The following is a 17,444-nucleotide window of genomic DNA, read 5'->3' as shown; positions in this document are numbered from 1 at the left end:
ACCGCGATGTCCACGAGGTGTCAATAGCCATGTCGAGAAGGGTGATGCCTCGGACAGTCGGCTCTTTGCCCCTGGGCCGGATTCGCGGCTAGGCACTGCCCCGTGTGGTTGAAGCTCCTTCCCGTTGGCGTCGTTCTCGTTCTGGCCGTTGCGTGCAGCGGCTCCGATGACGGCGCAGCACCGACCGCCTCGACGTCGGCCGCGCCATCCACGTCGACCGTGCCGTCGACGACGGCGGCCGTCTCGACGACCACGACGAGCACGGCACCGATCAGCGACCTGGTCATCACCGGCCCGATCACCGCGGGTTCGCGTGGCGGACCGTCGACGGCGACACCGTTCGATCTCGAGGGGGCCGGCTACATCGAGGAGGAGTTCCTGCTCAGCGGCGAGGCGGTGTCGTACCGCCCCGACGGCGAGTTCGGACCGGAAGGTGACTGGACCGTGGAGCAGGACGAGGAGGCCGCCTTCACGACGCGGCTGCTCGTGCGCCGACCCGCCGACGCGACCGGTTTCAGCGGCACCGTGCTCGTCGAGTGGTTCAACGTCTCCTCCAACGTCGACGTCGACGTCGAGTTCGGGTTCGTTGCCGAGGAGATCCTCAGGAGCGGCGATGTCTGGGTCGGGGTGTCGGCCCAGGAGATCGGGATCACGAGCAGCGAGGGGGGCGACTTCGGTGCGGATGCCCTCGGCCTCGTCGCGTGGGACCCCGAGCGCTACGGCGAGCTCGAACACCCCGGCGATGCCTTCTCCTACGACATCTTCAGCCGGGCCGGCGAGGCCGTGCGCAACCCCGCCGGGTCCGATCTGCTCGCCGATTTCGACGTGGAGCAGGTGCTCGCCATCGGTGAGTCCCAGTCGGCGTTCCGACTGCTCACCTACGTCAACGCGGTCCATCCGCTCGCCGACGTCTACGACGGGTTCCTGATCCACAGCCGCGACGGCGGCGGCGCGCCGCTCGCCGCCGGCGTCGACGTCCCGGGGGTCAGCGCGGTCCGCGACGACCTCACCGTTCCCGTGCTGCAGCTGGTGTCGGAGACCGACCTCTACGGCCTGCGTCCGACGGCGCCGTTCCCGGAGGCACGACAGCCCGACACCGACACGATTCGCACCTGGGAGATGGCCGGCACCGCCCACGCGGACGCCCACTATCTCGCATCCCTCTACGAACAGGGGACCCAGAACTTCGACTCCTTCCTCGACCTCACAGGCGTCGTGCCCATCGCCAACAACGGTCCCCAGCACTGGATCGCCAAAGCGGCGCTCCGCGAGCTCCGAGCGTGGGCGTCGGGTACCAGCGTGCCGCCGACCGCCGACCCGATCACGACCGCCGACGGCGCCATCGTCCGCGACGAGCACGGCAACGCACGGGGCGGAATTCGTACCCCCCATGTCGACGTCCCCGTCGCCACGCTGACCGGCGAAGGCACGTCGTTGATTGGTTCGACGACGCCGTTCGCGCCCGAGACGATCGCCCGGCTCTACCCGTCCGAGGACGACTATCTCGCCACGTTCGCGGCAGCCCTCGACCGTGCCGTCGAATCCGGGTTCATTCTGGCCGACGACCGCGAGGCGGTACTCGCCGACGCCGTTTTCCCCGGGTAGACGGCGTCGGACTCCGCTCCGCCGCGCGGGGCAGGCAGGCGGACTCAGCTGACCGAGCGCCCCTCGTCGGCCCAGTACGGCGCGCGCAGCTCGGTCTTGAGTACCTTCATCGACGCGTTGCGGGGCAACTCGGCATACCAGTCGATCGACTTGGGCACCTTGAAGCCGGCGATCTTCTCGCGACAGAACTCGATGAGCCCGGCCTCGCCGACCTCGGCGCCGTCACGAAGCACGACGCAGGCCTTCACGGCTTCACCCCATGTCTCGTCGGGCACCCCGATCACTGCCGCATCGGCGACATCGGGGTGGGCGAACAACACCTGCTCGACCTCGGCCGGGTACACGTTCTCGCCGCCCGACACAACCATGTCCTTTATGCGGTCCTTCACGTAGAGGTAGCCTTCCTCGTCGAATGTGCCGGCGTCGCCGAGATACAGCCAGCCGTCCCGCAACACCTCGGCGGTCTCGGCGGGAAGGTTCCAGTAACCGGCCATCAGCTGCGGTCCTCGGGCGATGATGTGGCCGATCTCGCCCGCTGCACAGTCGTTGCCGTCGGGGTCCACCACCCGTACCTCGGTGCCGAAGCAGGCCCGGCCGGCCGAGCGCAGCAAATGCTCGTGGCCGTCGAGCGCTCGCCGATGATCGGCCCTGGTCAGCATGGTCACACCGCCGGATGACTCCGTCTGGCCGAAACCCTGGACGAACTCGCAGCCGAACACATCGATGGCCTGGCGCAGTGTCGCCGCCGCGATCGGTGAAGCCCCGTAGCCGATCTGGTCCAGGTCCGCGAACTTCCGATCCTCGATCCCGGGCACCATCACCAACAGCGCCTGGATCATCGCCGGTACGAGCATCGTGCGGTTGACCCCCTCCTCGTCGAGAATCCGTACGACCTCCTCCAGGTCGAAATGCTCCTGCACGTAAACGCTCCCGCCGGCGAAGAGGTTCTGCATGCCGGCCAACGCCGAACCGATATGGGCCAGCGGCGCCACGATGTGGGTGCAACCCTTCGCTCCCTCGACGAGCGGGGCGAGGTTCTGAGCCATCGCCGCAGTCAACGAACCGTGCGTCAGAACGGCACCTTTCGGTCGCCCGGTCGTGCCGCTGGTGTACATCTGTACGGTTGCATCGCTCAGCTCGATCGGCGCCCCGCCCGCAGGGCGCGGAGGGGCATCGGCGAGCCAGGACTCCCAGCTGGTCCATCCATCCGGGGCGGCCCCGATGGCCACGCACGTCCCGACCCGGTCGAGTTCATCGCGCACCGTCAGGAACGGCTCGATCAACTCGTTGCGGACGACAACGAGTCGACAACCGGCATCGCCGACGATGTAATGCCACTCGGCCGGGGCCAGCCGTGGGTTGAGAGGCACCGTGACCACGTTCGCCATCGCGGCACCGAGGTAGCACGAGAAGTACTCGAGGCAGTTGCCGGCGAGCACACCGAAGCGATCGCCCGGCCCGAGGCCGGAGTCCGTCAACGCGTCGGCAACCGAACGTGACTCCGCAAGCAGCTGCCCGTAGGTCACGGACCGTTCACCGTCTCGCAACGCGACCGCGTCGGGTTGGTCTCGGCCATGGAACTCGATCAGATCGTGGAACCGCACGATCTGATCGTCGCAGAGTCGACGAGCCGATGCACGGCGACACACGAGCGCGTAGGCATCCGCCTACGCATGGATCTCGGCGATGTCGAGCACACCGCACAGAACGACACCAGATGGACGTTGTGGGTCATGTCCGTCTGGTAGGCGTCGGCCTCACGGGGTGCCGCCGCGCCCGCGCGACTCACGACAGGTCGCGAGGTAGGCGTCGTCGGTCACCGGCTCGCGGAGGGGGCGGCGCCGGCCTCAGCGAACAGTTCGTCGCTTGACAGAGCCAAGGGACGGACCTATACATAGTATTCCTATGCAAAATCCACACCTCCCGACGGGGAACGTGCAACCCGCACCCGAGTTGGAAGTCTCGGAGTGGTTCAACACCGACCTGCCGCTCAGTCTCGAACACCTCCGGGGCCAGGTCCTGGCGATCGAAGCCTTCCAGATGTTGTGTCCGGGTTGCGTCAGCCACGGGCTGCCCCAGGCCCAGCGCATCGAGCGGCACTTCGCCGGCGAGGTGACCGTTCTCGGTCTCCACACGGTGTTCGAGCACCATGACGCGATGCGTCCGGTGTCACTCGAGGCGTTCCTGCACGAATACCGCATCACGTTCCCGGTCGGCGTCGACGCCCACGACGAGCCGGGCGGGATGCCGATCACCATGCGCCGCTTTCGACTGCGGGGCACGCCGAGCCTGGTCCTCATCGATCGTGCGGGGCGAGTGCGGCTCAACGCGTTCGGCCAAGCCGACGATCTCGCGGTGGGAGCGGCGCTCGCCCGCCTCGTCGACGAGCCGCCGGAGTCCCTGGAATGCACTCCCGACCAGGGATGTCCGGTCCCGGCGGGTGGCGAGTGAACGGCCGGTGAGCGACCAAACCCTCGACCGTCGCGTGCTCGCCGCCGTCGAGCGACTCGGCCGAGCGCTGCGCGCTGCGCGTCAACGGTCCGCAACCCACCACGGGCTCTCCCTGCTCGGACTCAGCACCATCGAGATCCTTTCCGACGGTCGCCCCCGGCGTATCGGAGCGCTCGCAGCCGAACTCCACGTCTCCCAACCCACTGTCAGCGACGCGGTGACGGCGCTTCACCGCCGCGGCCTGCTCGTGCGCGAACGAGACCCCGTCGATCTCCGCAGCACCCTCGTTACCCTGAGCGGCCGCGGCGCTGCTGTCGCCACCGCAGTCGAAGGTGAACTCCGCCCTCTCCTTGCCGTCGAGAGCGGCACGACGGTGGAGCGCGCCGTCACCCTGCGGATCCTCCTCGCCGAGATCTCCCGCCTCCAGCGGGCGGGGGTCATCACGATCAACCGCAGCTGCCTCGGCTGTCGCCACTACGACGCGACCGACGCGACGGACCCGGCGTGGTGTCTCCTGCTCGAGACGACTCTCCGCGACGAGGACCTACGAGTCGACTGCCCCGAATACGAACCTGCGGCACCGTGACGAGAGACGACAGACGAGAGAGGGATACTCGACGGATGCATGGACATGTCGCGGTCGTGACCGGAACCGGTCCGGGGGTGGGGCGCGCCTGCGCCGAGGCGTTCTGCCGCGAGGGGGCGGACGTGGTGATCGCCGCCCGCGACGAAGCTCGGCTCGCCGCGCTGGCAGCCGACCTCCGGGCCTCATTTCCCGGTGCCACGGTCGACACCCGGTGCTTTGATCTCACCGACGCGTCGTCGTGCCGCGCCCTCATCGCCGATGTCGAGGAGGCGATCGGGGGCGTCGACCATCTCGTCAACGTCGCCGCGGCCGGCGGCGGTGGCGGAGCCCTCGACACCGCGGACCTCGACGGGTGGCGGCAGGCATTCGAAGCCAACGTGATCGGCACCCTCGAACTCAGCCGGTCGGCGGCCCGGAGCATGGCCGATCGTAGAGCCGGCACCATCGTGCAGATCAGCACCCTCGGGGCCCGCTCGCTGCCGAAGCGACAAGCCGCCTACACCTCCACCAAACAGGCCATGGAGAGCGCGTCGATGACCCTCGCGAAGGAGGTCGGACCGTCCGGTGTGCGGGTCAACATCGTCGTTCCGGGCTACATCACCGGAGAGGGGCTCGACAGGCTGGTGGCCCATTCGGCGGAAACCACCGGCGAGGACCCCGCCGTCGTCTCCGAACGGATGGCATCGACGGCCTCACTGAAGCGACACGTGGACCCCGCCGACATCGCGGAAGCGGCGCTCTTCCTCAGCAGCGAACGGGCCCGCTGCATCACGGGCGTCGCCCTTCCGGTCACCGCGGGGCAGTAGCGCCGCCCCGTCCTCTTCGGTTTGACCGCGCACGATTGTGCAACAGTGGATGATGATCGTGATCGCTGGAAGTGCCCGAGTCAGAGCCGACCGGCTGGACGCCGCGCTCGAAGCGGCGAGCCGCATGGCGGAGGCGTCACGCGACGAACCCGGCTGCGTCGACTATCGCTTCTCGATCGACATCGAGGATCCGAATACCGTCCGGATCTTCGAGCACTGGGAGTCGAGCGAGTCGTTGGAGCGACACTTCGCAGCGCCTCACTTCCTCGCCTTCTCGGAGCTGCTGGGCGATGTCCTGGACGGCCAACCGGAGTTCTCGCGCTACGAGGTCGCCGATGTACGACCACTGTTCGGATGAACAGGGCGGCCGACGACGTCACCCGCCAGGGCGCGAGACCCGCTCAGCCGGCCTGGAGGTCGACATCGCCGAACCGTTTCGCCATCGCCCGGACGAAGCCCCGGCCGCGCTTGCGGGCCAACTCCGCCACCGGTCCGGTCCAGCCCTCGTCGAGCGTCGAGTAGAGGATCTCGAGCCATCGACCGAACAGATCCGCGTCGAACGCCTCGCTGTCGTGGAGCCAACGGTGGGCTTCGATGACGTCTTCGGCGGGGCCGTACGGCTCGCCGAGCAGCAACCCGGCCCAGAAATCCGTGAGCTCCAGCGTGTGCGCGTGCCAGTCGACCCGGGCGAGGGTCTCGAAGTACAGATGGAAGCGTTCGTCCTGCGCGATCTCCCGATAGAAGCGGGTGACGAACTCGGCGACCTCGGCCCGCGTGTCGAGATCACGGCCGCGGTGGGTATTGGGGCGCGTGCGGCTCATGACGAGACCGTTCGCCAGGCCGGGTAGTCGATTCCGGCAAGTCGGTTGATCGCAAAACCCTGGAGCGTGAGGACCGCGACGGCGAGCATGAGGATGGCGAGCTGGTCCGGTTCGCGCAGGATCCCGAGCGACACGATGAGCGTGGTTGCGCCGGCCGGTGGGTGCGGAGCGCGCAGCCAGACCATGAACGCGCTCGTCAGCGCGAGCGACAGCGCCGCGGCACCGATACGGCCACCGGTGACCTCGGTCGCGAGCGCCGGCGCGTCGTCGGTGAGGCCGAAAGCCACGAGGGAGACATAGCCCGCTGCGGCCCCCACGGCATGCCCGATGATCGTGTTGCGGGGCGACGCTGCCGGGTTGGTCGGCGTGTAGAAGAGCAGGAACGCGGTCGGGCCGAGCGACGGGAAGATGAAGGGTTGCCCGGTGACGAACGCGACCGCCGACATGATCGCGATCGCGATCAGACCGTTGACCCCGGCGAACAGGCCCATGACCTTCGTGTTGTCGTGGCGATCGGTGAGCACAGGGATGCGGAACCGGCGGGCGAGGCCCCACAGGATCGCCGCCATGTCCCCACCGATGGGTCCGGGGCTGGCCGGTCCGAGTCCGGGTCGCTCGGGTTCAGTCACGCCGCAGCAGCCGAGCGAAGGCAAGGGTGGTGGCGAACAGCCCGACCGAGAGCGCCGCGGCCGGCCAGGCGAGTGCCTCGTCGTCGGCCTGGAACGCCTCGAGCGACACCACAAGCAGGAACACCTGGAGCGCGAGGATCAGCACGACATAGACGAAGACGGCGCTGGTGCGTTTGGTCTCCCCGGTGCCGATGCTCGTCATCGCGTCACTCCGATCGCCCAGACGGTGCCGTCACGAACCTCGACCTCGATGGTCGGAAGGGCCCGTTCGGGCGGCCCGGCGATCGCGGCGCCCGTGGCGGCATCGAAGATCCCCTCGTGACACGGGCACACGAGCTCGGTCTCGTCGGGTTCATAAAACACGACGCAACCGAGGTGGGTGCATTTCTGGCTGTACGCGACGAGCTCACCCTCGGGAAGACGGATCAGCACCGCGGGGTCGTGGGGCCCGGGGTAACGGAACAGATGGGCGCCGTTCTCGGGGACCTGGTCGAGCTCGACGATTGCTTGCGGCGTGCCGTCATCGAGGTCACGCAACGAGGTCCAGGCGGCTGCGCCGACCGTGGCCGCGGCGAAGACGCCGGAACCGGCGACGAGGTAGCGGGTGAACGCCCGGCGGGTGACCGCCTCCTCGCCTGCGGCGGTGTGCGGGAAGTCGTTCAGCCAGACGGGGGTGCCGGCGTCCTGTTCGTCGGGTCCCGGTTGTGGCGATGTGGACATCGGCGTCTCCTCTCCTACCCGGCTCCGAGCCCGAACGGGTCGTCCTGCCACCGCTCGCGCACAGTCATTGTCGCGACGTCCAACGGGCCCCGGTTGCGGTCGTTGACGACGGTGGCGACGTGTGTCCGGACGTCCTGGTTGCCGAATCGGAAGTCGTTCGTCAGCTGCCCCGGCCGTCGCTCGGCGAACTCCTCGGGTGTGCCGTACCAGAGCGCCTCGGACGGACAGACGGACGCACACATCGGGGCGAGCCCCTGCGACGTGCGGTCGAAGCACATGTCGCATTTCATCATCTGGTCGGGTTCAGGGAAGTAGCGCGGCACCCCGAACGGGCAGGCGAGGACACAATTCGAACAGCCGATGCAGCGGGGCTTGAGCGCCGATTGCACCACTCCCGCTTCGTTCTGTTTGATCGCGTCGGCCGGGCATACCTTGGCGCAGGTCGGGTCCTCGCAGTGCATGCACACCATCGGTGCAGTCTGGGTCGAGACGCCCGGGTCGACCGGCTCGAGATGGATCAACGAGGTGCCGCGGTGGGTGCCGCACTCCGCGCACGCGTGCACACAAGCCTCGCAGCCGATACAGCGGCTCTGGTCGATGACGAACATCTGGCCGCCGATCATCGTCCATCCTCCGGATTCTCGCCGTCGTGGAGTCGGGTGTCTCGACTGTCGGTGATCGTGACCGCCGTCGTGCCTGCCGCCTTCTCCACCCGCACGGCGGACACCTTGTACTCCGGGATCTTGGAGATCGGGTCGAGCGCCCGATTCGTGAGCGTGTTGGCCGCCTTGTCGCCGGGCCAGTGATAGGGGATGAACACGGTGTCGGGGCGGATCGACTCGACCACCTTGGCCGGCACCGTGATCGAACCCCGTCGGGACGTGACGGACACCGGATCGCCGGACTCGATGCCGAGCTGGGTCGCGAGGCGGGGGTGGATCTCGCACAACGGTTCGGGGTACTGGTCGACGAGCTGGCCGATACGCCGCGTCTGCGCGCCCGACAGGTATTGCGAGACGACCCGGCCGGTGGTCAACCAGATCGGGTAGTCGTCGTCGACCACCTCTGCCGGGTCGCGGTAACGGATGGGGAAGAACTTCGCCCTGCCGTCCGGATGGAAGAACCTGCCACCTTCGAAGAGGCGGGGGGTGCCCGGATGGCCGGGTTCGGGGCAGGGCCAGAAGATGCCCTGTTCGGCGACGATCCGGTCCCAGGTCATCCCGGCGTAATCCGCGCTGCCGCCGGCCGATGCCCGGCACATCTCGTCGAACAGGTCCTCGGTGCCGCCGAAGTCGAAATAGTGCCCCTTGCCGAGCCGTCGGGCGAGGTCCTGGAGGATGGCCCAATCTCGACGGGCCCGGCCCGGTGGGTCGACCGCCGCATTGATCTTGACGCACCGGCCCTCGACCGTGGTGACCGTGCCCTCGTCCTCTTCGTGCAGGCTGCCGGGCAGCACGATGTCGGCGTGGTGAGCCGTCTCCGACAGGAAGAAGTCGATCACCGCGTAGAACTCCAGCTTGTCGAGCGCTTCGCGGGTGAACGCCGTGTCAGGCAGCGAGACCAACGGATTGAAGCAGATCGAGAGCAGGCCTTTGATCTCCCCGTCGTGAATCGCCTCGACGATCTCCTCGGCGGTGATGCCTTTCCCGGGGATCTCGTCGACATCGCAACCCCACACGTCGGCGACGTGGGCCCGGTGTTCGGGATTCGTGATGTCACGATTGCCCGGGAGCTGATCGCACTTGTGACCGTGCTCTCGCCCGCCCTGACCGTTGCCCTGGCCGGTGATGGTGCACACGCCGCATCCCGGTCGCCCGTACTTCCCCGTCGCCAGACCGAGGTTGATGCAGGCGTTGACGTTCTCCACACCCTTCGTGTGATGTTCGATGCCTCGGGCGTGCAACAACATGCCCGTGGCGGATGTGCCCCAGAGCCGGGCAGCTTCGATGATCCGGTCGGCCGGCACCCCCGTCACCTCCTGGGCCCACTGGGGCGTGTGGTCGGCGACGGCCGAGGCGGCTTCGTCGAAGCCGTTGGTGTGGGCGCCGATGTAGGCGTGGTCGAGCCAGTCGTTCTCGATCAGGACGTGGAGAATCGCGCCGAAGAGCGCCGAATCGGTGCCGGGCCGCAGACCGAGGAACACGTCGGCGGTGCGAGCCAACGGGGTGACGCGAGGATCGGCGACGATGAGCTTCGCCCCGCGGTCGCGCGCCCGCCAGATGTAGCTGGTGGTGATGGGGGCACACTCGGCCACGTTCGCGCCGGCCACGATGATCACATCGGCGAGGGGGATGTCGGACCACGGGTTGGGGGCGCGATCCACCCCCAGAGCCCGCTTCGACGCGGCGCCGGCCGAAACCATGCACAGCCGACCGTTGTAGTCGAGGTTGGCCGTGCCCAGGGCGAGCCGGGCGAACTTGCCGATGAGATAGGACTTCTCGTTGGTAAGGGAGACGCCCGACAACATGGCGAAGGCGTCGGGGCCGAACTGTTCGCCGATGCGACGCACCTCGGCCACCGTGCGATCGAGGGCATGGTCCCAGGAGACCGGTCGGAACCCGCCGGCCGCCGAAGGGTCACGTTCGAGCGGCTCCAGCAGGCGGTCGGGATGGCTGCCCTGAAGGTAGCGCTTCACCCCTTTGGGACAGAGCTTTCCCTCATTGAACGGGAAGTCGTATCGCGGCTCGAACCCGACGACCTCGTTGTCGGCGACCTTGAGCTTGATGCCGCACTGCTGGCCGCAGAAGCAACAGTGGGTGTCGACCACCCGGTCGATCTTCAGCCCGGCGTCCCATCCCCCCGGAGGGGCCTCGTTGAGGTGGGGGCCGAATCGCTCGATCAGCTGCTGTTCGCTCGAGGGTGGCCGGGCCATCAGCCGAATCCGTCCACTCTGCTCGTCTGGGTCAACGCCACATCGCGGCGGCGGCAGCGCGGACAGGTGTCCTGCCAGTTCCCGCCCGGACGATCCGCCGTCTCGGGGATGGAGTAGTCGAACCCGACCTGCGGCAGCACGAGCTTGAGATCGTCCATCTGCAGCTGCGAAGCGAACCCCTCGCCACAACGACGACAGGTCTGCGCCTCCCCCTCCTCGGCTTCTCGTCGGTAGAAGTGCACACCGATGTTCGCGGGGCGCTGGAAGATGTGGAACAGCTTGCCGAACGGGATGTACATCAGCCCGAGGATCACCGTAAGGGCGTGCACCGTGTTCAAGAAGACGTAGCCCCGGCCTTCGAGCCAGAGGCTCGACGCGGTGAGGAACAGGCCAGTGACCGACACCGCGAACAGTCCGGCGAGGGCCGCGAAGTCACCGGCGCGCTCCACCGCGATTGCGCCAGGGTCGTTGAGCCGCCGGTAGAGGAACACGACGACGCCGGCGATGACCAACACAGCCGAGATGTTGAGGAGGTGGAACACCACGAACCCGAGAAGGCTCCGAGAGCCGAAGTCCATCGTGCCGATGTCGAAGACGTAGGCCCGATAGCGCTCGGAGTCCTGACCGACCGACTCGAAATGCAGCCACCCGAACGTCAGCGGAAAGGTCACCAGCCCGGCGAGGATGCATCCCCAGAACACCAGCTGGTGAGCCATCCACCGGCTGGTCGAGCGATGACGGATGAACCGCTGGCCGGCCAGGTTCGTGGCGACGAGCCCGCCGAGTGCCGCAGTGTTGGAGGCTCGCTTGCCGCGGCGGGTGAGGGCCTGCCATCCGCGCCGGTTCAGCAACCTCGTCGGTGGCCGTTGCAGCCAGACGCGGTACCGGTAGACCACAGCGAAGGTCGCCAACAGCACGCCGAGGAGATAGCCCGACAGCGCAGCGTCGAACCAGCGCATCCCGCCGGACCCGAAGTAGACGCCGACCAGCAGGAGCGACACCGCCGCGAGACCCCAGGCGACCGAGCCGGCGTCGACCTCGTCGTCGAGCAGCGAGGATCGGCCGGCACGGTGGGTCGGTTTCGCCGGCGAGTCCGCCACGGTGGTCATCAGCCTCCACCTTCGCGCAATTGCCGACGGAGTTCTCGTTCCTCCGCCCATCGCTCGGTCTCGTCGCGCACGACGGCGGCGATCCCCGTCACGGCGCCCGTCGCGTTCTTCATCAGGCTGACGGTGAACGCGATGGAGCGGCGCTCACCATCGGCGTGCAGCGACGGCACCCGCAGCAGATCACCGCCGTAGCGGGTCTCGCCGCTGGCCATCACCCGCTCGTAGCCGTCCCAATGGGCGCGACGTTGCTTCTCGGGGATGATGAGGTCCAGGGACTCGCCGAGCGCTTCGCTCGCCGGCCAACCGAAGATCCGCTCGGCGGCATCGTTCCAGTAGACGATCACACCATCGGGATCACAGATGATCACGGCATCGGCGAGTCCGTGGACGAGTTGCCCGAGCGTTCGGTCGTCAGGCCAGGGTTCAGGGTTCATCAGGATCCTCCTTCTCGGGCCGCGGTGTGATGCCGAGCGGGCCGCGTCGTCGATGCACGCTGAGATACACGATCCCGGTGTCCTCGGCCACGATCGACCGCATCGATCCCTTCGGGACCAGGGCAAGATGGTCGGGGCCCAGCCGCCGCCGCCGACCGTCCACCACGAGTTCGCCGTCACCGCCTCGGACGACGATCAGCACGTCGACCTCACGGTTCACATGGGCACCGATCTCCTCGCCGGCGTCGAGCCGGACGAGATTGGCGTCCAGGTCACCGCCGTGGGGCAGGCTCCACACCGCCCCGCCCGAGCGCGAGGGTTCCGCTCCGAGATCTACGACCAGCGCGTCCTCACCGGCGTCGTCGTCGAGGAGGTGAGCCCAGCATGGCGGGTCGCCGCCGAGCTCGCCGCCACTCATCGGGCCGCCGCGGTCAACGCGTTCTCGGCCTCGAGCACCATCGGGAACAGCTCGTTGTTCTCCTTGTGGACGTGGATGTGGGTGTCCGCTTCGAGCTCGGCGAGTCCGGAGTAGAGGGCGTGATAGCTGCCGCAGCCATCGTCGGGAACCCGGTACTGACCGGTGGCGGCCCGGATCGCGGCCAGGAGGTCACCAACTCGATCGTGGTCGTCCAGCATCACCCGCACGGGGTTGGCCAACGAGCCGCAGTGAAATGCCGGTGCGGTCGTGGCCGCCGCGAGCTCCCGGATCATGGGGAACAGCACCTGCTCCTCCTTGCCGAGGTGTGGCTCCAGATCCGCGCGTATCTCGCGGACGAGAGAAACGACCTCGACCAGCTCCGGATGGTTCGCTCCGTGCACGCCGGCAACCTTGTCGGCCAACGCGGCGAGCCGCGGTAACGCGACACGCAGGTAGGCGTGGTGGGTCGATTCGAGATGGTCGACCAGTCCCGCCATGCCTTCCCACTCGGGTTCGGCTCCGGCCACCGTCGTCGGAACGGTCGCGGCCAACTCGGCCGTGACGGCTTCCAGATCGAGTCCGGCCTCGAAGACCGCCTCGTCGAGGCGCTGTTGTCCGCCGCAGCAGAAATCGAGACCGAGCGCGTCGAGGGGTGCGGCGAACTCGGGGTGGGTGGTGACCAGTTCGGCCAGTGTGAGGTGGGAATCGATGGTCGACATCAGGACGGCTCCTTGGTTCGGGGGTCAGCTCAGGGCGAGGGCGGTGGTGAGGATCACGGCCATGCCGAAGATCATCTGTTGCGTACCGATCACCGCCGGGGGCTTGGGCGCCAGGCGGAGGGCCACCAGATTGACGCCGATCAGCACCACGATTGTGACGAGCGCAGCGGTCGGCAAGAGATCGAACGCCCAGCCGACCGTCGTCGCCGCGGCCGCGGCGAGTTGGGCGGCGTCGCTGTGCCAGTTCGGCGCGCCGGACGATCTCGTCCGCAGGACCTGGGTGCGCACGTAGGGGATGGCGGCCGCAGATCGGGCCGCGATCACGACCCACAGGCCCCATGCCACACGTGTCGACGCGCCATCGGCGAGGGCGATCGCTGTCGCGACGGACCCGATGCCGATCGATCCGGCCAACTCGGGGATGAGGCGGCGACCGCGGCTGCGCATGTCGAACCACAACTCCAGTGCGACCAGCGGCGCAGCCACCGCGAGCGGCAGCCAGAACGGTTCGGCCGCGAACGCGGCATACCCCACGAAGCCGGCGAGGAGCAGCACCTCGACGGCGGCGATCTGCGCCGCGAGCCGGGTCCGGGGAAGCCAGCGCCTGCGGAAGCGGTCGACCAGGACGAGCTTCAGCGGCGTGCGGGCGAGGAAAGCGACCATGGCGGCGACACCCAACGCCACTCCCGGCCACGACCACGCCACGAGGAGACCGAGCAACGCCGGCTCGGCTGTCAGACTCCAACCACCGTGTTCGGTCGGCAGGGCGACCGACTTCCACGAGACACGGCCCGGGCGACTGGGGGGATCGGACGTCGTCGCCAGAGATTCGGGCGCGCTGGACTCGGTCGTGGTCATGACGTGAGCACCGAGGCCTCGGCGACCGACACGGCCTCCAGCTGGCTCAACAGCTGGGCCCGGGCCCGCAGCCAGGGGAAGTGCAGCGCGCAGGTCCCACCCTCGTTGCAGCGGCGGTCGGCGAGCACACACCGGCCCGAGTCCGTGGGGCCCTCGATCGTCTCGATCACGTCCAGCACCGTGACCTGGTCGAGATCCGCGGTCAGGGAGTATCCCCCGGCCGGACCGGGGTCGGAACGCACCCACCCCGCCCGCACCAACGGCGTCAACACCTGCGAGACGAACCCGGGTGTGGATCCGACCGCCTCGGCCAGGGCCGGACCCTTCAGCCGGTCGGGGCTCGTCGCGAGCGCGTGCAACGAGCGCACTGCGAGATCGCTCTTCCGGGTAACTTCTAGTCGCATACTATGAGACTACTCCGATCGGTTCTGAAGGCAAGCAGCCGGGCCGATTGATTCCGATCAGCGGTTCTGGTCGCGGCGCGACGGCGAGCAACGTTGAGGCCAGCCGCGCCGACTCCACCCTCGGGAACCACGTTTGCCTACAACTTCCAGTCCCATACTATGAGACTGCTCCCCAGCCCGGAAGGCAATGCCGATGCAAGGAGACCCGACGTCGACGCTGACCATTGTCAGGACGAATACGATCCTGTACTGCGACCGGTGGGCCGACACCGTTGCCTTCTATGCCGACACGCTGGGCCTGAGCGTCACCCACCGAACCGACTGGTTCGTCGAGGTGTCGCTCGGGGACGCCGCCCACCTCAGCCTCGCCGATGCCGCCCGGGCCAGCATCGAGGCCGGTCACGGCGCAGGCATCACGCTCAGCTGGCAGGTTCCCGATCTCGCAGCCGCCCGCGCGACGCTCCGCAAGATCGAAATCCCCGTCAGCGACATCGCCCGGCGATGGGGCACCGACTATGTCGAGTTCCATGACCCCGAGGGCAACCGCATCGAACTCTGGAGCCTCACGACATGAGCACGCCCGACCTCGACACCGTCGGCCAGATCGCCGAGATGGTCCGCCGCTTCTACGGGGACGTCGATCGGGACGATCTTCTGGGGCCCGTCTTCAACGACGTTGCTCGGGTCGACTGGGACGACCATCTCCCCAAGATCACCGCCTTCTGGGTCCGCGCCCTCCTCGGACTCGAGGGCTACACCGGCAATCCCTTCGCCCGCCACGCCACCGTCCACTCGGTCGCTCCCCTCTCCACCGACCACTTCGCCCGCTGGCTCACGTTGTTCGAACACACGCTCGACGCCGGGTGGGTCGGGCCCAACACCGACCGGGCCCGCACGTTGGCCCGCAACGTCGCGCGCGTCCATGCCAGCCAGCTCGGCGTGTGCGACTCCCTTGAGGACCCGGTTGCCTGATCGAGCATGCCGCCGGACCCACCACCACCCGAGGAGAGCGTGGCCGGCGACGACGCTGACCCCCTCATTCGATCAACCCCGGTCCGATGGCGCCGCGCTCACGCGCACCGGACGAGCACGGCCACCCACGACCACTGCCGTGGCTAGTTGTGACGACCGGGGACGTTGTCCCTGGGTTGATGGGGTGGGGTGATCCACCGATGGGTTGAGCCCTCCGAGTGAGGCTGTGGGTGTTCCACCACTCACATCTCAACCGGAGGGCTCTATGAGTCACGCTAGAACCCAGCACCCGAACGCGGTGATGACCCCGAATGGTCGGCGCCGAATGGTCGGCTGTGTGCTTGAAGAGGGCTGGTCGATCGAGGCGACTGCGCAGCGGTTCCAGGTCGACGCGAAGACGGTGCGCAAATGGCGCGACCGGTTCCTGACCGAAGGACCCGGTGGTCTGCGGGACCGTTCATCGCGACCTCACCGATCACCGAACAAAACGTCCCCGCGGGGACGTCGTGAAGTGATCCGTCTTCGCAAGAAGCGGCGGTGGGGCGCCGATCACATAGCGCATGAGACGGGTCTGGCCGCGTCAACGGTGCAGAACATCCTGCGAGCTGAGGGGCTGGGCCGACTCGATCGAGGCGACCGAGCCAGCGCCGAACCGGTCATTCGCTATCAACGCGACCGGCCAGGCGAGCTCATCCACGTCGACATCAAGAAGATCGCCGCGATCCCCGACGGCGGCGGCTGGCGCATCCACGGCCGAGGCAACGACACCACTCGCGGCCATTCCGGCGTCGGTTACCGCTACATCCACTCCGCCATCGATGACCGCACCCGGCTCGTCTACTCCGAGATCCACGACGACGAACAAGCCCTCACCGCCGCCGAGTTCTGGCTGCGCGCCAACCACTGGTTCAACCGCGCCGGCATCGAATGCGAACGCGTCATCACCGACAACGGACCCTGCTACCGCTCACAGCTCTGGCACACCGCATGCGACACCACCGGCACCACGGTGAAGAAGACGCGCCCAAGGCGACCGCAAACCAACGGCAAGATCGAACGCTTCCACCGCATCCTGCTCGAGGAATGGGCCTACATCCGGCCCTGGACCTCAGAGACCCAACGCGCCACCTACTACCGCGGGTTCATCCACTTCTACAATCACCACCGATCCCACGGAGCACTCGGCTGGGCAACCCCAGCCTCAAACCTCAGGGACAACCTCCCCGCGGAGCACAGCTAGTCAGCCGTTGGCGGTGTTGGTGAGGTGGACGCAGCACGTGTCGGGATCCGGTTGGAGCACGGCGTTGAAGCCTCCGACGTTCGCCTCGGTCAGCGCGGCGTCGATGAGGAGATGGTTCATGCCGCAGATGAGATCGGTCTGTCGCTGCGCGAGCTGATGGAACGGACAGTTGCGGAGGCGCACGACGCCATCGTCTTGTTGCTCCGGCTCGAAGCCGTGTTCGCGAAGCACGTCGAGCACGACGGCCCTGCCCGCGCCTGACGACCCGGTCTCGTCGACACGCTGTCGGATCGCAGCCCCGAGTTGGCGGCCGGCCGCGCGTGCTGCCGCCGCCACGGTGTCGGAGACATCACGGCCCGACGTCTGGGCCTCGACGATCGCGTCGGCGAGGATGCGGCCGGCGTACTCGTAGTGGCGCGGCGGGAGCGTGACGCTGAAGTCCCTGCGGGTGCGGCGGTAGACCTTCGCGGGTCGACCGGCGCCCGGCCCGGTGCGGCCGCTCAGGCGCTGGTAGTCGACCTCCAGGAGACCGTCGAGTGCCAGGCGATCGAGGTGATGGGCCGACAGACCCCGCTGGAGACCGGTGGCATCAGCCGCTTCGTCGCGGCCGACCCAGGTGCCCGCGGCAACCACATAGTCGTAGAGCGCCCGCCGTTTCGGCTCAGCCAACGCTCGCAGCGCGAACAGCGGATCGACGTCATCGGTGTGTTCGTTCACCCCGCCAGCGTAGCTTCTAATACGAAGATTTACTTGCTTTACATTTCCGACCCGCCTACTATCACAAACAGTCACTTGTTATA

Annotated in this window: 22 protein-coding genes; 8 read left to right on the top strand and 14 right to left on the bottom strand. The window is 67.8% G+C overall.

Going from position 1 to position 17,444, the window contains the following annotated elements; all coding sequences use genetic code 11:
* Positions 1-102: 102 nt before the first annotated feature.
* Positions 103-1,605 (top strand): alpha/beta hydrolase domain-containing protein, encoded by a 1,503-nt coding sequence (locus tag R8F63_21255; GenBank protein MDW3221142.1) that lies wholly within the window; start codon positions 103-105, stop codon positions 1,603-1,605.
* Positions 1,606-1,649: 44 nt separating this feature from the next.
* Here R8F63_21255 and R8F63_21250 read toward each other — a convergent pair whose 3' ends face one another.
* On the bottom strand, positions 1,650-3,209 hold the full coding sequence (locus R8F63_21250; GenBank protein ID MDW3221141.1) for a long-chain-fatty-acid--CoA ligase: 1,560 nt from the start codon (positions 3,207-3,209) through the stop codon (positions 1,650-1,652).
* Positions 3,210-3,510: 301 nt separating this feature from the next.
* On the opposite strand from R8F63_21250, the gene R8F63_21245 reads away from it, so the two are divergent.
* From R8F63_21245 to R8F63_21230, 4 genes are read left to right on the top strand one after another with little or no spacing between them, the layout of a single operon-like run.
* Positions 3,511-4,056, top strand: a complete 546-nt coding sequence (locus R8F63_21245) for a hypothetical protein (GenBank protein MDW3221140.1) — start codon at positions 3,511-3,513, stop codon at positions 4,054-4,056.
* Positions 4,057-4,063: 7 nt separating this feature from the next.
* On the top strand, positions 4,064-4,642 hold the full coding sequence (locus tag R8F63_21240; GenBank protein ID MDW3221139.1) for a MarR family winged helix-turn-helix transcriptional regulator: 579 nt from the start codon (positions 4,064-4,066) through the stop codon (positions 4,640-4,642).
* A 35-nt stretch (positions 4,643-4,677) separates the two neighbouring features.
* Entirely contained in the window at positions 4,678-5,448 is a 771-nt protein-coding gene (locus R8F63_21235) for an SDR family oxidoreductase (protein MDW3221138.1), read from the top strand.
* A gap of 58 nt (positions 5,449-5,506) precedes the next feature.
* The gene (locus R8F63_21230; protein ID MDW3221137.1) at positions 5,507-5,806 is read left to right on the top strand and encodes a putative quinol monooxygenase; all 300 of its coding nucleotides are present in this window, start codon (positions 5,507-5,509) and stop codon (positions 5,804-5,806) included.
* Positions 5,807-5,849: 43 nt separating this feature from the next.
* Here the strand turns inward: R8F63_21230 and R8F63_21225 are convergent, their stop codons facing one another.
* The 12 genes from R8F63_21225 to R8F63_21170 are packed head-to-tail and all read right to left on the bottom strand — an operon-like array spanning position 5,850 to position 14,432.
* Positions 5,850-6,269 carry a group III truncated hemoglobin gene (locus R8F63_21225; GenBank protein MDW3221136.1) on the bottom strand — a complete coding sequence of 140 codons (420 nt, stop codon included), beginning with the start codon at positions 6,267-6,269 and terminating at the stop codon, positions 5,850-5,852.
* On the bottom strand, positions 6,266-6,898 hold the full coding sequence (locus tag R8F63_21220; GenBank protein ID MDW3221135.1) for an HPP family protein: 633 nt from the start codon (positions 6,896-6,898) through the stop codon (positions 6,266-6,268). Before R8F63_21220 ends, R8F63_21225 begins: the two co-directional genes overlap by 4 nt.
* On the bottom strand, positions 6,891-7,100 hold the full coding sequence (locus tag R8F63_21215; GenBank protein ID MDW3221134.1) for a DUF6755 family protein: 210 nt from the start codon (positions 7,098-7,100) through the stop codon (positions 6,891-6,893). Before R8F63_21215 ends, R8F63_21220 begins: the two co-directional genes overlap by 8 nt.
* Positions 7,097-7,618 carry a Rieske 2Fe-2S domain-containing protein gene (locus R8F63_21210; protein MDW3221133.1) on the bottom strand — a complete coding sequence of 174 codons (522 nt, stop codon included), beginning with the start codon at positions 7,616-7,618 and terminating at the stop codon, positions 7,097-7,099. The genes R8F63_21215 and R8F63_21210 overlap by 4 nt, the downstream gene beginning before the upstream one ends.
* A gap of 14 nt (positions 7,619-7,632) precedes the next feature.
* Complete coding sequence (locus R8F63_21205) at positions 7,633-8,241, bottom strand: 4Fe-4S dicluster domain-containing protein (protein MDW3221132.1); 609 nt, start codon at positions 8,239-8,241, stop codon at positions 7,633-7,635.
* On the bottom strand, positions 8,238-10,490 hold the full coding sequence (locus tag R8F63_21200) for a molybdopterin oxidoreductase family protein (GenBank protein ID MDW3221131.1): 2,253 nt from the start codon (positions 10,488-10,490) through the stop codon (positions 8,238-8,240). Before R8F63_21200 ends, R8F63_21205 begins: the two co-directional genes overlap by 4 nt.
* Positions 10,490-11,599: a hypothetical protein gene (locus R8F63_21195; GenBank protein MDW3221130.1), complete on the bottom strand. Its 1,110-nt coding sequence runs from the start codon at positions 11,597-11,599 to the stop codon at positions 10,490-10,492. The genes R8F63_21200 and R8F63_21195 overlap by 1 nt, the downstream gene beginning before the upstream one ends.
* A complete protein-coding gene (locus tag R8F63_21190) occupies positions 11,599-12,033 on the bottom strand; it encodes a PAS domain-containing protein (protein ID MDW3221129.1) in 435 nt (144 codons plus the stop codon). Before R8F63_21190 ends, R8F63_21195 begins: the two co-directional genes overlap by 1 nt.
* Entirely contained in the window at positions 12,023-12,451 is a 429-nt protein-coding gene (locus R8F63_21185) for a cupin domain-containing protein (protein ID MDW3221128.1), read from the bottom strand. Before R8F63_21185 ends, R8F63_21190 begins: the two co-directional genes overlap by 11 nt.
* The gene (gene ric / locus R8F63_21180) at positions 12,448-13,170 is read right to left on the bottom strand and encodes an iron-sulfur cluster repair di-iron protein (GenBank protein MDW3221127.1); all 723 of its coding nucleotides are present in this window, start codon (positions 13,168-13,170) and stop codon (positions 12,448-12,450) included. The genes R8F63_21185 and ric overlap by 4 nt, the downstream gene beginning before the upstream one ends.
* Positions 13,171-13,194: 24 nt before the next feature.
* On the bottom strand, positions 13,195-14,028 hold the full coding sequence (locus R8F63_21175) for a YwiC-like family protein (protein ID MDW3221126.1): 834 nt from the start codon (positions 14,026-14,028) through the stop codon (positions 13,195-13,197).
* The gene (locus R8F63_21170) at positions 14,025-14,432 is read right to left on the bottom strand and encodes an Rrf2 family transcriptional regulator (protein MDW3221125.1); all 408 of its coding nucleotides are present in this window, start codon (positions 14,430-14,432) and stop codon (positions 14,025-14,027) included. Before R8F63_21170 ends, R8F63_21175 begins: the two co-directional genes overlap by 4 nt.
* A 193-nt stretch (positions 14,433-14,625) precedes the next feature.
* Here R8F63_21170 and R8F63_21165 point away from each other — a divergent pair, with 193 nt between their 5' ends.
* From R8F63_21165 to R8F63_21155, 3 genes are all read left to right on the top strand, one after another.
* Complete coding sequence (locus tag R8F63_21165; protein MDW3221124.1) at positions 14,626-15,006, top strand: VOC family protein; 381 nt, start codon at positions 14,626-14,628, stop codon at positions 15,004-15,006.
* Positions 15,003-15,404 (top strand): group III truncated hemoglobin, encoded by a 402-nt coding sequence (locus R8F63_21160; protein MDW3221123.1) that lies wholly within the window; start codon positions 15,003-15,005, stop codon positions 15,402-15,404. The genes R8F63_21165 and R8F63_21160 overlap by 4 nt, the downstream gene beginning before the upstream one ends.
* A 265-nt stretch (positions 15,405-15,669) precedes the next feature.
* The gene (locus R8F63_21155; protein MDW3221122.1) at positions 15,670-16,644 is read left to right on the top strand and encodes an IS481 family transposase; all 975 of its coding nucleotides are present in this window, start codon (positions 15,670-15,672) and stop codon (positions 16,642-16,644) included.
* Here R8F63_21155 and R8F63_21150 read toward each other — a convergent pair whose 3' ends face one another.
* Positions 16,645-17,361, bottom strand: a complete 717-nt coding sequence (locus R8F63_21150; protein ID MDW3221121.1) for a transcriptional regulator — start codon at positions 17,359-17,361, stop codon at positions 16,645-16,647.
* Between the last annotated feature and the right edge of the window lie 83 nt (positions 17,362-17,444).

The organism is Acidimicrobiales bacterium (genome assembly GCA_033344915.1).
Lineage (GTDB): Bacteria > Actinomycetota > Acidimicrobiia > Acidimicrobiales > Aldehydirespiratoraceae > JAJRXC01.
This window is presented reverse-complemented; position numbering and strand designations above follow the sequence as displayed.

Bases quoted from the DNA above. Each gene is read 5' to 3' on its own strand.
- R8F63_21245 (MDW3221140.1), top strand. From the start codon at position 3,511: ATGCAAAATCCACACCTCCCGACGGGGAACGTGCAACCCGCACCCGAG.
- R8F63_21235 (MDW3221138.1), top strand. From the start codon at position 4,678: ATGCATGGACATGTCGCGGTCGTGACCGGAACCGGTCCGGGGGTGGGG.
- R8F63_21225 (MDW3221136.1), bottom strand. From the start codon at position 6,269: ATGAGCCGCACGCGCCCCAATACCCACCGCGGCCGTGATCTCGACACG.
- R8F63_21215 (MDW3221134.1), bottom strand. From the start codon at position 7,100: ATGACGAGCATCGGCACCGGGGAGACCAAACGCACCAGCGCCGTCTTC.
- R8F63_21210 (MDW3221133.1), bottom strand. From the start codon at position 7,618: ATGTCCACATCGCCACAACCGGGACCCGACGAACAGGACGCCGGCACC.
- R8F63_21205 (MDW3221132.1), bottom strand. From the start codon at position 8,241: ATGATCGGCGGCCAGATGTTCGTCATCGACCAGAGCCGCTGTATCGGC.
- R8F63_21200 (MDW3221131.1), bottom strand. From the start codon at position 10,490: ATGGCCCGGCCACCCTCGAGCGAACAGCAGCTGATCGAGCGATTCGGC.
- R8F63_21195 (MDW3221130.1), bottom strand. From the start codon at position 11,599: ATGACCACCGTGGCGGACTCGCCGGCGAAACCGACCCACCGTGCCGGC.
- R8F63_21190 (MDW3221129.1), bottom strand. From the start codon at position 12,033: ATGAACCCTGAACCCTGGCCTGACGACCGAACGCTCGGGCAACTCGTC.
- R8F63_21185 (MDW3221128.1), bottom strand. From the start codon at position 12,451: ATGAGTGGCGGCGAGCTCGGCGGCGACCCGCCATGCTGGGCTCACCTC.
- ric (MDW3221127.1), bottom strand. From the start codon at position 13,170: ATGTCGACCATCGATTCCCACCTCACACTGGCCGAACTGGTCACCACC.
- R8F63_21175 (MDW3221126.1), bottom strand. From the start codon at position 14,028: ATGACCACGACCGAGTCCAGCGCGCCCGAATCTCTGGCGACGACGTCC.
- R8F63_21170 (MDW3221125.1), bottom strand. From the start codon at position 14,432: ATGCGACTAGAAGTTACCCGGAAGAGCGATCTCGCAGTGCGCTCGTTG.
- R8F63_21165 (MDW3221124.1), top strand. From the start codon at position 14,626: ATGCAAGGAGACCCGACGTCGACGCTGACCATTGTCAGGACGAATACG.
- R8F63_21160 (MDW3221123.1), top strand. From the start codon at position 15,003: ATGAGCACGCCCGACCTCGACACCGTCGGCCAGATCGCCGAGATGGTC.
- R8F63_21155 (MDW3221122.1), top strand. From the start codon at position 15,670: ATGAGTCACGCTAGAACCCAGCACCCGAACGCGGTGATGACCCCGAAT.